The sequence below is a fragment of the Streptomyces globosus genome (assembly GCF_003325375.1).
Classification (GTDB): domain Bacteria; phylum Actinomycetota; class Actinomycetes; order Streptomycetales; family Streptomycetaceae; genus Streptomyces; species Streptomyces globosus_A.
In genome coordinates, this window is record NZ_CP030862.1 from 1,372,057 (window position 1) to 1,386,355 (window position 14,299).

Below are 14,299 nucleotides of genomic sequence, written 5' to 3' on the forward strand. Positions count from 1 at the left end.
ACACTAACGCTCCTGGTCATAGCTGTTACTTGACTGCTCAGTACCCGCGCTGCGTCCCTGCTGGACACCGCGCCGCAGGTTGCTCAACCTGCCGCGGACGTCCTCCGGAGCGCGGGAGACCTGGGGGCCGCCCTGCGGGGTCGTCTCCGCGGAGCCCTCGACCAGGTTGGCCTTGGGTACCCGCCGCGGGAGACCGGACGAGGTGACCCCGCCCGCCTTCGGCTCGCGGAGCTTTCCGGCCTGCTGCCAGCGCTCGTCGTTCTTCGAGCGCCAGCCCGGGCCGGCCTCCTCGTCCGCCTTCGGGGCGGCGTCCTGCTGCTGTCGCTGAGGCCGCTGCTCGAAGAGGGATCCGGGGGACTCCGCTTCCTGCTGCGCCGGCTGCCACTGCTGCTGGCTGCCGCGGCGCGGCAGGCCCGCTCCGGTCAATGCGTGACCGGTGTCGGCAGCGGCGCCCGGACGGTCGAAGCCTACGCGGTCCGCGGCGGGTTCGGGAGCGACAGGGGGTTCCGATTCGGTCCCGTACCCCTGGTCGTAGCCCTCGGAGTAGGTGTTCTGCTCCGGCCAGGCACCGTGCTGATCCTGGGTTTCGTAACCGCCCTGGTAGGCCTGGGAGTCCTGGTGCGGCTCCTGGTAGCCCGCTTCCGCATAACCGTAGTCCTGCTGCGGGTACGCCTCGTAGCCCTGCTGCTGGTGGTGCGCCTGACCGGTGTCGTACGCCGGGTCGTAGACGGGAGCCGACTGCCCGCCGTACTCCGGGTACTCCTGGTACCCGTGCTCCGGCTGCGGTTCCGCATACTCCTGGTCGGCCTGCTCCTGGCCGGCCTGCGGCTGGCCCAGCTGGGCGGCGAGGGCCGCGCGGCGCTCCTGGTTGCCCAGGGAGCGGCCCACCGGGCCCGCGGGGGCCCCGTCGGCGTCGTAGCGGGAGTCGTCGAAGCCGAGTTCGGCCGCGGTGCGCAGCGGGGCGTCCTGCTCGGCCGCCTGCTGCGGGATCATCGAGGAGACGGTGAACTCGTCGTCCGGGATGCCCTCGCCGCCGCCACCGTGGGTGATGGCGTCCGGGAGCATGATCAGCGACGTGGTGCCGGCCGCCTCGCCCGAGGGGCGCAGCTGGACGCGGATGTTGTGCCGGTCTGCCAGGCGGCCGACCACGAAGAGGCCCATGCGCTGCGAGATCGCGGCGTCCACGGTCGGCGGGTTGGCCAGCTTGTGGTTGATGTCCGCGAAGTCCTCGGCGGTCAGGCCGATGCCCTTGTCGTGGATCTCGACCATGACGCGGCCGTCGGGCAGTCGCGTGGCGTTGACGCGGACCTTGGTCTGCGGGGAGGAGAACGTGGTGGCGTTCTCCAGCAGCTCGGCGAGCAGGTGCACGAGGTCGGTCACGGCCTGGCCGTGGATCTCGGCCTCGGAGACGCCCTCGAACTCGATGCGCTCGTACTGCTCCACCTCCGAGGAGGCGGCGCGCAGGACGTCGACGAGGGGCACCGGCTGGTCCCAGCGGCGGCCCGGCTCCTCGCCCGCGAGGATGAGGAGGTTCTCGCCGTTGCGGCGCATGCGGGTGGCCAGGTGGTCCAGGCGGAAGAGGTTCTCCAGCTGGTCCGGGTCGGCCTCGTTGTTCTCCAGGTCGGTGATGAGGGTCAGCTGGCCCTCGATCAGCGACTGGTTGCGCATGGAGAGGTTCGTGAAGATCGCGTTGACGTTGCCCCGCAGGAGGGCCTGCTCGGCGGCGAGGCGGACCGCCTCGCGGTGGACCTGGTCGAACGCGCGGGCGACCTCGCCGATCTCGTCCTGGGAGTCGATCGGGATCGGGGCGACGCGGGTGTCGACCTTGCCCGGGTCGGTGCGGGAGAGCTGGTCGACGAGCGCCGGCAGGCGCTGCTCGGCGACGTCGAAGGCGGCGGAGCGCAGGCGGCGCATCGAGCGGCTCATCTGGCGGGCCACCATGCCGGCGAGGACGAACGCGGCCAGCAGGGCCACGACCACGATGGCGCCGGTGACGACGGCGTCGTTGCGGGCCTCCTCGGAGATGGCGACGGTGTCCTTGACGGCCTTGTCGAGGAGTTCCTTCTCGATCTCGGCGTAGCCCTCGAACTTGGCCGTCGCGGCGGCCTGCCAGGCCTGCGGCGTGGTGCCGTTCTTGGCGAGCACGGAGGGCTTGTCGCCGCCGGCTATCGCCTCGGTCATGCCGGCGAGCACCGAGCCGTTGACCGCGGGCGGGGCCTTGAACGGGGTGCCGGCCTGCTCGGCCTGCCCCTTCGCGGCGGCGATCTTGGCCTCGCCGTCCTTCTTCTTCTTGTCCATCACCTCGCGGAGGCGGTTGACGTCCTCCTCGGTGCCCGCCGCGACGTACTCGCCGACGGCGATCTCCTCCAGATAGGCGTACGAGGAGAAGGCGATCAGCTGTGCCTTGCGGACTTCCTCGTTCTCGCTCGGGCGGACGAGGAGGTGCGTGCCGATGGCGCGCTGGAGCGACTCGGCGGCCTTGGCGAGCTCGACCGCGTAGACCATCCGGCCGTAGCTGGTGACGTTGCCGGTGCCCAGACCCAGTTCGTTGGAGAACTGCATCAGGTAGTGCTGGACGAGGAGGTAGCCGTCCTCGGTGGGGATGGGGCCGGCCTGGGACGGCAGGTTCTTCTTCGCCGTCTCCGGGGCCGTGTAGGCGGACTTGCGGACCGCCTCCAGCTTCGGCTCCTCCTGCCGGAAGAGCTGCAGGCGGCGCTCCAGGCCCTGGTTCTCGGGGAGGTCCTTTACCGCGAGCGCGAACTTGCCCTGGGCCTCGTCGGTGGCCGCGTAGGCCTTCGCGACGGCCGGGTTGTTCCTGTCGCCCTTCAGCAGCGGCTCGGCCGTGAGGTCGCGCTCGTTGAGCAGCGCCTGGCCGTACTCCGCCGCCGCCTGGACCACGCGGGCGGTCTTCTCGGCGTCCTTGGCCTCGTTCCAGGTGTCGACGGACCCCTTCACCTGGAAGCCGCCCATGACCAGTCCGACGAGGACGGGCAGGAGCAGGATGGCGTTCAGACGGGTCGCCACACGCCAGTTGCGCGGCGAGAACCTGCTGGTGCTGCCCTTCGCCGGCGGCTGCGCGGGCACGTCGACGGGCGGTGCGGCCGCGCGCTGCGGCGGGGTGAAGTTGCCGCGCGCGGATTCATCCGCGGGGCTCGAGCTGCTTCGCCTCACTCGACCAACAACCTCTCGGCGGTGCTACTAGCTGGTTAGTTGAATTCCAGCACGGTGAACGGCCGTGTTCCAAACAGTCCGGCCGTGCGGCCCGGACGGCCCGACGGCCTACGTAAAACGGACATAAAGAGTGACCGGCGGTGAAAACGGGAACGCTCGTGCGCACAGCGGTACCACCCGACCGCACCCCGTGCCCGGCAGCGGGCAATTCTCTGTCGAAACGTTATGAACAAGCAGGGCGGGCCGTGTCGTACGACACAGCCCGCCCTGCCGCGCACACATGCCCGCCCCGTTACTTCAGCCGTGCCATGAGGGCGTGTTCGACGAGCGTGATGAGGGCGCTCTTGGCGTCGGCGCGGTGGCGGGCGTCGGTGGTGATGATGGGGGCGTCGGGGCCGATCTGGAGTGCTTCGCGGACTTCTTCGGGGGTGTAGGGCTGGTGTCCGTCGAAGCCGTTGAGGGCGATGACGAAGGGGAGGCCGCTGTTTTCGAAGTAGTCGACGGCGGGGAAGCAGTCGGCGAGTCGGCGGGTGTCGACGAGGACGACGGCGCCGATGGCGCCGCGGACGAGGTCGTCCCACATGAACCAGAAGCGGTCCTGTCCGGGGGTGCCGAACAGGTAGAGGATGAGGTCCTGGTCCAGGGTGATGCGGCCGAAGTCCATGGCGACGGTGGTGGTCGTCTTGTCCCCGGTGTGGGTGAGGTCGTCGATGCCGGCGGAGGCGCTGGTCATGACGGCTTCGGTGCGCAGGGGGTTGATCTCGGAGACCGCGCCGACGAACGTGGTCTTGCCCACGCCGAAGCCGCCCGCCACCACGATCTTCGCGGAGGTGGTGGAGCGTGCCGCCCCGCCGTTAGAGCTTGCGAAGTCCACTGAGCACCCTTTCGAGCAGTGTCACGTCCGGCGTGCCGCCGGCCTCTCCGTTGCCCGGCTGGTGGATGGCCACCATGCCGGCCTCTGCCAGGTCGGCCACCAGGATGCGCGCCACGCCGAGTGGCATCGACAGCAGGGCGGAGACCTCCGCGACCGACTTGACCTCGCGGCACAGCGTGCAGATGCGCTGGTGCTCGGGCAGCAGGTTCGACAGGTGCATCGGATCGGCGGTGGTGCTCACCAGCGCCTCGATGGCGAGCTGGTAGCGGGGCCGGGTCCGGCCGCCCGTCATCGCGTACGGGCGCACAAGCGGCTGGTCGCCCTCCGAGTACGACGAGTCGTCGTACGCATCGGAGTAGGCGGGGGGCGGGGTCATTGATCCTCCGGGCTGGACAGCAGTGGTCAGCATGCCGTCTGACGGGGCGGCCGGTGGGGGGACGGTATGACGGCCTGGCGGTGGTACTGGATCCCGGGGCGGGGCCCCGGTCCCCCGGCCGGAAGTACCGTCCGACCGGGGGATGGCGGGTCAGATGAGCAGGCTTCCCTGGAGCTCCGCGCGCAGGTCCGGGGTGAGGACCGTGCCTGCGCGGTCGACGAGGAGGGCCATCTCGTAGCCGACGAGGCCGATGTCGCACTCGGGGTGCGCGAGCACCGCGAGCGAGGACCCGTCGGAGACGGACATGAGGAAGAGGAACCCCCGGTCCATCTCGACCACGGTCTGGTTGACGGCCCCGCCCTCGAAGATGCGGGAGGCTCCGGCGGTCAGCGAGGTCAGTCCGGAGGCCACGGCCGCCAGCTGGTCGGCGCGGTCGCGCGGGAATCCGTCGGACATCGCCAGAAGGAGGCCGTCGGCGGAGACCACCACCGTGTGGGACACCCCGGGGGTGTTGTCCACGAAGTTGGTGATCAACCAGTTCAGGTTCTGTGCCGCCTGGCTCATCGAACTCAACTAACGCTCCTGCTGGTAAGTGGGGTCGATGTGGTAGCTGCCGGTCGCCGGGCCGTTGTTGCCGGCCTGGCGGCCCTGCTGGATACCGCGTCGGAGGTTGGTCAGACGGCCGCGGACGTCGTCCGGGGCGCGCGAGACCTGGGGACCGGCCTGGGTGTCGGTCTGCTGCTGCGCGGTGCCGGCCACGAGGTTCGCCCGCGGTACCCGGCGGGGCAGCCCCGAGGTCGTGATGCCGCCGGCGGCGGGCTGGCGCACGCGCTCGGCCTGGCGCATCAGCTCGTCGTTCGGCGAGGACCGCCAGCTGACGGTCGGCGTGCTGCCGGTCGTCGCCGCGGCCGGCTCGGCCGGCGGCTCCTGGCCGCGCTGCGGCAGCGGCTGCTGCGGGCGCCGGGCGGGAGCGGGGGCCGGGGCCGCCGGGGCGGCGGCCTGCGGCTGCTGGGGCACGGCCGGCACCTGGCCGGTGGGGCGGGAGCCCTCCGACGGGTACCAGTTCGACTCCAGCGACTCGAAGATCGGGCTGCGCTCGGGGCCGCCGGCAGCCGGCGGCAGCGCCTCGGGCTGCTGCGGCTGCGGCAGCTGCGGCTGCGGCAGCTGCGGGGCCTGGGGCTGCTGCGGGGCGAAGCCGCCGGCGCCGGGACCGCCGGGCCGCGGGGCCTGGAATTCCTGGCGGGCGAACTGGCCCGTCGCGGACGCGTCCGCGCCGCGCACGTCGGGACGCGCGAACTGCCCCGTCGTGCTGTTGCCGCCCATGCCGTGCGGAGGCGGGGCGTTGAAGTCCGGGCGCGGGAACTCCGCCGTCGAGCCGGGGCCCGAGAGCTCGTCGTGGCCGCGCGGGAACTCCTGGCCGCCCTGGCCGCCCTGGCGCGCCGGGTCGGCGCCCCAGCTGGTGGCCTGCGGGGCACCCGTGCCCGGCAGCTCCGGGCGGGCGGCGCCGCCGCGCGGCGGCAGCTGCGCCCGCGGGCCGCGCTGCGACGGGGCCGCGGGGGGCGCCGCGGGAGCGGGGGCCTGGCCCGAGGGGGCGGCCGGCTGCGGCGGCTGCGGCCGCTCGAAGCCGCTGCCCTGCGCGAAGCCGGCGGGGGCCGAAGCCGGGGGAGCCGCAGCGGGGCGCTGCTGGAGGCCGCCGGGGGCACCCGGACCACCGGGAGCACCCGGGCCGTGGCCGGGGCCGCCGGCCGGAGCGCGGTTCGGCATCGGTGCACCGCCGCCGAAGCCGCCCTGGTCCTGCCCCGCCGGAGCGGCGGGCAGGCCGGGACCGCCCTGCGGACGGCCGCCCGGAGCGCCCTGCTGCGGGCGGTTGCCCTGCGGGCCGCCCGCACCGCGCTGGCCTGCCAGCGCCGCGCGCTGGCCCATGGCCGCGGCCACACCGCTGCGCTGCGGAGCGGCACCGGCGCCCTGGCGGGCGCCGCCGGCCGGGCCGGAGCCCTGGCCCGCGGGGGCGCCGGGGGCGCCCTGCTGGCCCGCGGCACCCTGGCCGCCGGGACCACCGGGGCCGCCCGGCTTCTTGCCGCCCTGGGCGACGTCCACCGGCAGCATGACGAGGGCCGTGGTGCCGCCCGAGTCGGACGGGCGCAGCTGGATGCGGATGCCGTGTCGCAGGGACAGGCGGCCGACCACGAAGAGGCCCATGCGGCGGGAGACGGAGACGTCCACGGTCGGCGGCGCGGCGAGCCGCTCGTTGATCGCGGCGAGGTCCTCGGGGGAGAGGCCGATGCCGGTGTCGTGGATCTCGACCAGCACGCGGCCGTCGGGCAGCGCGTGGCCGGTGACCTTGACCTTGGTCTGGGGGGAGGAGAACGACGTGGCGTTCTCCAGCAGCTCGGCGAGCAGGTGCACGAGGTCGTTGACGACGCGGCCGGCGACATCGGTGCCCGGCACCGACGCCAGCTCGATGCGCTCGTACTGCTCCACCTCGGACGCCGCGGCGCGGAGCACGTCGACGAGCGGCACGGGGCGGGTCCACCGGCGGCCAGGCTCCTCGCCTGCGAGGACGAGGAGGTTCTCGCCGTTCCGGCGCATGCGGGTGGCGAGGTGGTCGAGCTTGAAGAGCGAGGACAGCTGGTCCGGGTCGGCCTCGCGGGACTCCAGCTCGGAGATGAGCGAGAGCTGGCGCTGGATGAGGCCCTGGGAGCGGCGCGAGAGGTTGGTGAACATCGCGTTGACGTTGCCCCGCAGGAGGGCCTGCTCGGCGGCGAGTCGGACCGCCTCGCGGTGCACGTCGTCGAAGGCCGCGGCCACCTGGCCGATCTCGTCGCGGGTGTGCAGGCCGACGGACTCCACGGACGTGTCGACGTCCTGCGGGTCGGACTCGGAGAGCTGCTTGACGAGCTCGGGCAGGCGGTCCTGGGCGACCCGGGTCGCGGTGTCCTGCAGGCGGCGCAGCGAGCCGATCATCGACCGCGCCATCACGAACGCGCCGACGAGGGACACGCCGAGGACGAGGAGGATCAGCGCACCGTTGATGATGGCGTCGCGCTGCGACTCGTTCTTCAGCTCGCGGGCCTTCTGCTCCATGTCCTCGAGCAGCGTCAGCTCGATGACCTTCATGGCCTGGAGCTTGGTGTCGTCCGCGTCGTACCAGTCCATCCAGGAGCGGTACTGCGTCTCCTTCGCGAACTGGTTGGGGTTCGACAGGACGCGGCGGGTGTAGTGGTCCGCCTTGCCGATCTCGGGGTTGCCGTCGCCGAGCGCCGCGAGGAGGTCCTCGGAGTTGCCCTGGTAGACGAGCTCGAAGGTCTTCTTCGCCTGGCCCTCGCCGCGCTGCGCGGAGAGGGCGTACAGGCGGTCGTTCTCGGTGAGGTTGCCGGTCTTCTCGCCGCCGTCGGGCAGCGAGGCGGCGATGATGGCGCGCTGGATCGAGGCGTACTCCTTCGCGGAGGAGAACGCGGCGAGGGCGCGCGTACGCTTGATCATCTCCGGGCTGGAGGTGGCCTGCGCCATGTCCTGGGAGAGCGAGAGCAGCGAGACGATCAGCTGGTTGTACTCGGTGACGGTCTGCTGCGCGCCGTTCTGGTACGCGTTCTTGCGGACCGTGTCCAGGCTGGCGAGCTGGCGGCCGATCTGCAGGATGTTGTTGCGGATCGACTTGAGCGTCTCGTCCTTGTCCTCGGCGGTGTCGACGCGGTCGGTCGCGTTGGCGAAGGACTTCGCGGCGGCGTCGGTCTGCGCGCGGACACCCGTGACGAGGGTGTCCATCTTGCCGGACTTGTCGGTCGACAGCGGACCCGCGGAGCGGTCGCGCTCCTCCTGGAGCGCGGCGGCCAGGTTGGTGGCCTGCCGGGTCATCGTCGTCAGCAGCTGCATGTGCTCCAGCTGCTCGATGTCGTTGAGCGAGTCGTTGATGCGGAAGCCGCCGAGGCTGGTGGCGGCGACGACGGGGAGGGTCAGCAGCGACACCAGGCGCGTGCTGATGCGCCAGTTCTGCATGTGCAGGCGGGAGCCGGGCCCGGGAGGGGCCGCGGGTATCGCGGTGTCCTTCTCGGCCGGGGACTCGGCCGCGGCCTTGCCCTTGTTCTTGCCCCGGGCCTTGATGCGCGTGGCCTTGCTCTTCACGCCGCCCTTCGCACCGGCGGCCTCGGGGGCCGCACCTTCGAGGGCCGGCCCGCGGCCTTGGGCGTGCTGGGGCGAGGAGCCTCGGTCGGTCCCGCCGCGAGGCTCCTGCTCCGCAGCAGCTTCCCCTCGGCCCTGAAGGGCCTGGGGAGACCCCTTGCCATCCCGCTTGAATCGTCCCTGCACTAGCGTCGCAACCTCTGGACCAGGCGTCCCGCCGGGCGACGGTGGGACGGTGTCGAGTCGTGGGGCGCTTGCTTGCGGCCCCATGGTGGTCGTCGGTGACCGGCGCGTCATCCTTCCGTTACCGCCGCGCGGCGCGGTCTCGCGCCACCTGCGCGCCGGGGTTCTCCCGCGGCGGTCCCGCGAATTCCAGCACAGTGGCGGATCTCCAACAAGGTGCGCGTGCCCGCACCCGGAGTCCGCCACACCATGTGACCGCTGCGCTACGTACGGTGCGAGACCTTTCGGTGTGAATCGGACTTACGCTGTCCAAACGCCATGGCTGGCAAGGTGTCCCAGTCGTAATGATCAGGAGCGGAATGGCTTGTTCGGTGGCGCAATGTCCGTTTCGGCACCCGTAGTTGACTGCCTGTTATGTCCGTATTGCCGGGCAGCTGGTGAGCAAACTCACATGTCCGTGGCCAATACTTGCCGGTTCAGGCGGGGATTCCGATGTTTAGCCTTGCCCTTTACAGGGTTGAAGGAACCGACAACCCCTCCCGACGACCGAGCCGAGGCCCGAGACTCCGATGAAGACGACGATGCTGTTCCGCAACATAGCCAACCCGCGCCGCACCACCCTCGCGCACCTCAAGGACGCCGAGGAACTGCAGGCGCCCCAGGCTCCGGAGCACGCCGTCGAGCTGCCCACCCAGACCGCGAACCCGCGCCGCACCGTCCTGATGGACGCCCCCGCCGCCGCGCCCGCCGCCCCGTAGCTCGGCAGGCAGCGGCCGTGCAGCCGTCGGCGCCCCGCGACGGGCCGCCGGCGGGAAGAGCGCCGGGCCCCGCCTCCCACCGCGTTAGCCTGGAGTCCGCAGACTCCAGCCAGCGGAAATGACAGAGGGGCAGACGCAAAGCGTGCGCATCGCCAGGTTCTCGATCGACGGCAATGTCGCGTTCGGCGCGGTCGAGGGCGACTCGGCCCCCGGCGCCGGGGGCGAGCCCGTCCTCGACATCATCAAGGGCATCCCGTTCGCGGACTTCGAGCTGTCCGGCACGAAGGTCCCGCTGAGCAAGGTCCGGCTGCTGCCGCCCGTGCTCCCGAACAAGGTCGTGGCCGTCGGCCGCAACTACGCGGAGCACGCGGCGGAGCTGGGCAACGCCGTGCCCGACGCGCCGATCACCTTCTTCAAGCCGTCCACCTCGGTGATCGGCCCCGGCGACCCCATCCCCTACCCCTCCTTCTCCCAGGACGTCCACCACGAGGCGGAGCTCGCCGTGGTGATCGGCCGGATGTGCCGCGAGGTCCCCCGCGAGCGGGTGGCCGAGGTCGTCCTCGGCTTCACGTGCGCCAACGACGTCACCGCCCGCGACGTGCAGAAGCGCGAGCAGCAGTGGGCCCGGGCCAAGGGCTTCGACGGCGCCTGCCCGCTCGGCCCCTGGATCGAGACCGGCATCGACCCGGCGGCCGTCGCCGCGGGCCTGGCCGTCCAGTGCACCGTCAACGGCGAGCAGCGCCAGCTCGGCAGCACCGCCGACATGGTCCGCTCCGTCGAGGACCTCGTCGTCCACATCAGCGAGGCGATGACGCTGCTCCCCGGCGACGTCATCCTCACGGGGACCCCGGCCGGAGTCGGCCCCCTCAGCGTCGGCGACGAGGTCGCCGTCACCATCGAAGGCATCGGCACTCTCACCAACAAGGTGATCAAGCGTGGCTAACGCGACCCCCGTCCGCGTACGTTTCTGTCCCTCGCCGACCGGCAACCCCCACGTGGGCCTGGTCCGCACCGCCCTGTTCAACTGGGCGTTCGCCCGCCACCACGGCGGCACGTTCGTCTTCCGCATCGAGGACACCGACGCGGCCCGCGACTCCGAGGAGTCGTACGTCCAGCTGCTGGACTCGCTGCGCTGGCTCGGCTTCACCTGGGACGAGGGCCCCGAGGTGGGCGGTCCGCACGCCCCGTACCGCCAGTCGCAGCGCATGGAGATCTACGCGGACGTCGCGAAGAAGCTCAAGGACGGCGGCTACGCCTACGACTGCTACTGCACCACCGAGGAGCTCGACGCCCGCCGCGCGGCCGCCCGCGCCGCCGGCAAGCCCTCCGGCTACGACGGCCACTGCCGCGAGCTGAGCGCAGTCCAGCTGGAGGCCTACCAGGGCGAGCACCGCACGCCGATCGTACGCTTCCGGATGCCCGACGAGCCGATCACCTTCACCGACCTGGTCCGCGGCGAGCTGACCTTCACTCCGGAGAACGTGCCGGACTTCGGCATCCTGCGCGCCAACGGCGCCCCGCTCTACACGCTCGTCAACCCGGTCGACGACGCGCTGATGGAGATCACGCACGTGCTGCGCGGCGAGGACCTGCTCTCCTCCACCCCGCGCCAGATCGCCCTGTACAAGGCGCTCATCGAGCTCGGCGTCGCCAAGGCCGTCCCGCAGTTCGGCCACCTGCCGTACGTCATGGGCGAGGGCAACAAGAAGCTCTCCAAGCGCGACCCGGAGTCCTCGCTCAACCTCTACCGCGAGCGCGGCTTCCTCCCCGAGGGCCTGCTGAACTACCTCTCGCTGCTCGGCTGGTCCTTCTCCAAGGACCAGGACGTCTTCTCGGTCGAGGAGATGGTGGCGAAGTTCGACATCGACGGCGTCAACGCCAACCCGGCCCGCTTCGACCTGAAGAAGGCCGAGGCGATCAACGCCGACCACATCCGCCGGCTGGACGGGAAGGCCTTCGCCGACGCGTGCGCCCCGTGGCTGCAGGCCCCCTTCGCCAACTGGGAGCCCGAGGACTTCGACGCCGACGCCTGGGCGGCCATCGCGCCGTACGCCCAGACCCGCGTCACCGTCCTGTCGGACATCACCGCGAACGTCGACTTCCTCTTCCGCAAGGAGCCGGTCGAGGACCAGGCCTCCTGGGACAAGGCGATGAAGGGCGACCCCGCGGGCCTGCTGACCTCGGCCCGCGCCCGCCTGGAGACGGCCGACTGGAACGACCCGGAGGCGCTCAAGCAGGCAGTCCTCGCCGCGGGCGAGGCCCACGGCCTCAAGCTCGGCAAGGCGCAGGCGCCGGTCCGCGTCGCCGTCACCGGCCGCACCGTCGGCCTGCCGCTCTTCGAGTCCCTGCAGATCCTGGGCAGGGAGCGCTCGCTGGCGCGCATCGACGCCGCCCTGGCCAAGCTGGCCGCCACCGCCGCCTGACCAGCGGCTCGCCCGTCCCGCAGGGGGCGGCCTCCGGCACACGCCGGAGGCCGCCCCCTGCGGCGTCCCGCCCGGCGTCCGGCCGCCGTCCGGCCGGACTTCCCCGTACGCCCCCGCCCGGCGTGCGCCGGGGGTAGCCTCGGCGGTATGCCGATCCGCGCCGTGCTGTGGGACATCGACGACACCCTGTTCGACTACACGGGGGCGGACACCGCCGGGCTCGCGCGCCGGCTCGCCGAGGTCGGGCTGGGGGAGCGCTACGGGTCGCCCGCCGAGGCGCTCGCGCTGTGGCGGGAGGCCACGGTCCGCCAGTGGGACCGCTTCGCGGCCGGGAAGACCACTTTCCAGGGGCAGCGGCGCGACAGGGTGCGGGACTTCCTCGGGGAGCCGGCGATGGACGATGCCGAGGCCGACGCCTGGTTCGACCGGTACGTCGCGCACTACAAGGCCGCCTGGGCGGTCTTCCCGGACGTCCTGCCCGCGCTGGACGCGCTGGCGGGCCGCTACCGCCACGGCGTGCTCTCCAACTCCTCCACCGCCAACCAGGACGCCAAGCTCCGCCACCTGGGACTGCGCGAGCGCTTCGAAGTGCTCCTGTGCGCCGCCGAACTGGGCGTCAGCAAGCCCGAGGCGGCCGCCTTCCTCGCCGCCTGCGAGGCGCTCGGGCTGCCGCCGGCGGAGGTCGCGTACGTGGGCGACCAGCCGGAGATCGACGCACGGGGCGCCCGGGACGCCGGCCTCACCGCGGTGTGGCTGGATCGCGACGGTGTACGCGGCCCCGGGCCGGCCGGAGTGCACCGGATCGCGGGGCTCGCCCAGCTCCCGGATGTGCTGGCGCGGGATACCCGTTTTGGAGCACGGTCAGCCATCCGGTAATGTTCTTTCTGCGCCGCCGGAGCGGGCCGAAAGGCCGGAGACGGAGGCGCAGCCCGAAGAAAGCCCCGCAAGGGGTTGACTTCTGGTGGGGTATGGTGTAATTGGCAACACGAGGGTTTCTGGTTCCCTTATTCTAGGTTCGAGTCCTGGTACCCCAGCGCAGTGCAGCAGTAACGCAGTGCTTTGCCCCCGTTGTGTAGCGGCCTAGCACGCCGCCCTCTCAAGGCGGTAGCGCCGGTTCGAATCCGGTCGGGGGTACAGATCCTTCCCGCGAGGGGTCCTGGGTAGCTCCCGGACATCTTGATGCAGGATCGCCAGGGCCCCCGTTGTGTAGCGGCCTAGCACGCCGCCCTCTCAAGGCGGTAGCGCCGGTTCGAATCCGGTCGGGGGTACTGAGGTCTGGTTCAGACCACCTTGGGCTATGGTGTAATTGGCAACACGAAGGTTTCTGGTTCCTTTGTTCTAGGTTCGAGTCCTGGTAGCCCAGCGCAGTGCAGCATCGACTGCAAGGCACGCCCCCGTTGTGTAGCGGCCTAGCACGCCGCCCTCTCAAGGCGGTAGCGCCGGTTCGAATCCGGTCGGGGGTACATCGAGGGAGAGGCCCTCCGCGTTCACCGCGGAGGGCCTCTTCCGTGTTTCCCGCAGCTTCCGGGCCCGCGCAGAAGTACGGGCCCGGAGGCGCGTGTTCGGACGTATGCGGCGTCGTACGCGCCCCCGGGCCCGGGGGAGTGGGGAAGGGCGGCGGGCCGGTCAGCCCGCGCGGCGCAGGGCCTCGGTGAGGCGCGCCGCGGCGTCGATGACGGCCTGCGCGTGCATCCGGCCCGGGTGGCGCGTCAGGCGCTCGATCGGCCCGGAGACCGACACGGCCGCCACCACCCGGTTCGACGGCCCGCGCACCGGCGCCGAGACGGACGCCACACCCGGCTCCCGCTCGCCGATCGACTGCGCCCAGCCGCGGCGCCGCACACCCGACAGCGCCGTCGCCGTGAAGCGGGCGCCCTGCAGGCCGCGGTGCAGCCGCTCCGGCTCCTCCCAGGCCATCAGGATCTGCGCGGCGGAGCCCGCCTTCATCGGCAGCGTGGAGCCGACCGGGACGGTGTCCCGCAGGCCCGACAGCCGCTCCGCGGCCGCCACGCAGATGCGCATGTCGCCCTGCCGGCGGTAGAGCTGCGCGCTCTCGCCCGTCACGTCGCGCAGGTGGGTCAGTACCGGTCCCGCCGTGGCCAGCAGCCGGTCCTCGCCGGCCGCGGCGGCGAGCTCCGCCAGCCGCGGTCCGAGGATGAACCGGCCCTGCATGTCCCTCGCCACCATCCGGTGGTGTTCCAGTGCCACGGCCAGGCGATGTGCCGTGGGTCGTGCAAGCCCTGTCGCCGCGACCAGCCCGGCGAGGGTGGCCGGACCGGACTCCAGTGCGCTCAAAACCAGAGCTGCCTTGTCGAGAACGCCGACGCCGCTAGAGTTGTCCATGAAACGATATTCACGTCTCACACTGTGAAACGCAAGTTCAAATTTTCCAAGA

General features: G+C 71.8%; 10 protein-coding genes and 5 tRNA genes. 9 read left to right on the forward strand and 6 right to left on the reverse strand.

From position 1 onward, the window contains the following. Window positions 1-3 precede the first annotated feature (3 nt). The 5 genes from C0216_RS06475 to C0216_RS06495 all read right to left on the reverse strand — a co-directional run bounded on the left by C0216_RS06475 (window position 4) and on the right by C0216_RS06495 (window position 8,726). Window positions 4-3,171, reverse strand: a complete 3,168-nt coding sequence (locus tag C0216_RS06475) for a nitrate- and nitrite sensing domain-containing protein (protein ID WP_114054329.1) — start codon at window positions 3,169-3,171, stop codon at window positions 4-6. Between the two features lie 292 nt (window positions 3,172-3,463). Next, the gene (locus tag C0216_RS06480) at window positions 3,464-4,045 is read right to left on the reverse strand and encodes a GTP-binding protein (RefSeq protein WP_114054330.1); all 582 of its coding nucleotides are present in this window, start codon (window positions 4,043-4,045) and stop codon (window positions 3,464-3,466) included. Beyond that, a complete protein-coding gene (locus C0216_RS06485; RefSeq protein WP_114054331.1) occupies window positions 4,026-4,421 on the reverse strand; it encodes a DUF742 domain-containing protein in 396 nt (131 codons plus the stop codon). The genes C0216_RS06480 and C0216_RS06485 overlap by 20 nt, the downstream gene beginning before the upstream one ends. 150 nt (window positions 4,422-4,571) lie before the next feature. Continuing rightward, on the reverse strand, window positions 4,572-4,985 hold the full coding sequence (locus C0216_RS06490) for a roadblock/LC7 domain-containing protein (RefSeq protein ID WP_162793327.1): 414 nt from the start codon (window positions 4,983-4,985) through the stop codon (window positions 4,572-4,574). A 9-nt stretch (window positions 4,986-4,994) separates the two neighbouring features. Beyond that, window positions 4,995-8,726, reverse strand: a complete 3,732-nt coding sequence (locus C0216_RS06495) for a sensor histidine kinase (RefSeq protein ID WP_246042346.1) — start codon at window positions 8,724-8,726, stop codon at window positions 4,995-4,997. A 566-nt stretch (window positions 8,727-9,292) separates the two neighbouring features. Here C0216_RS06495 and C0216_RS06500 point away from each other — a divergent pair. The 9 genes from C0216_RS06500 to C0216_RS06540 all read left to right on the forward strand — a co-directional run bounded on the left by C0216_RS06500 (window position 9,293) and on the right by C0216_RS06540 (window position 13,367). After that, the gene (locus tag C0216_RS06500) at window positions 9,293-9,481 is read left to right on the forward strand and encodes a hypothetical protein (protein ID WP_114054334.1); all 189 of its coding nucleotides are present in this window, start codon (window positions 9,293-9,295) and stop codon (window positions 9,479-9,481) included. Between the two features lie 142 nt (window positions 9,482-9,623). Next, window positions 9,624-10,424, forward strand: a complete 801-nt coding sequence (locus C0216_RS06505) for a fumarylacetoacetate hydrolase family protein (RefSeq protein ID WP_114054335.1) — start codon at window positions 9,624-9,626, stop codon at window positions 10,422-10,424. After that, window positions 10,417-11,904 (forward strand): glutamate--tRNA ligase, encoded by a 1,488-nt coding sequence (gene gltX, locus C0216_RS06510; protein WP_114054336.1) that lies wholly within the window; start codon window positions 10,417-10,419, stop codon window positions 11,902-11,904. Before C0216_RS06505 ends, gltX begins: the two co-directional genes overlap by 8 nt. Before the next feature lie 147 nt (window positions 11,905-12,051). Further along, a complete protein-coding gene (locus C0216_RS06515) occupies window positions 12,052-12,780 on the forward strand; it encodes an HAD family hydrolase (protein ID WP_114054337.1) in 729 nt (242 codons plus the stop codon). Window positions 12,781-12,866: 86 nt separating this feature from the next. Continuing rightward, window positions 12,867-12,938 (forward strand) — tRNA-Gln (locus tag C0216_RS06520). Between the two features lie 27 nt (window positions 12,939-12,965). Beyond that, window positions 12,966-13,038: transfer RNA gene (locus C0216_RS06525), tRNA-Glu, on the forward strand. 61 nt (window positions 13,039-13,099) lie between these two features. Further along, window positions 13,100-13,172 (forward strand) — tRNA-Glu (locus C0216_RS06530). A 23-nt stretch (window positions 13,173-13,195) separates the two neighbouring features. Next, a tRNA-Gln gene (locus C0216_RS06535) sits at window positions 13,196-13,267 on the forward strand. A gap of 27 nt (window positions 13,268-13,294) precedes the next feature. Next, window positions 13,295-13,367: transfer RNA gene (locus tag C0216_RS06540), tRNA-Glu, on the forward strand. Between the two features lie 163 nt (window positions 13,368-13,530). On the opposite strand, the gene ndgR is transcribed toward C0216_RS06540, so the two are convergent. Beyond that, complete coding sequence (gene ndgR, locus C0216_RS06545) at window positions 13,531-14,247, reverse strand: IclR family transcriptional regulator NdgR (RefSeq protein ID WP_114054338.1); 717 nt, start codon at window positions 14,245-14,247, stop codon at window positions 13,531-13,533. Window positions 14,248-14,299 lie beyond the last annotated feature (52 nt).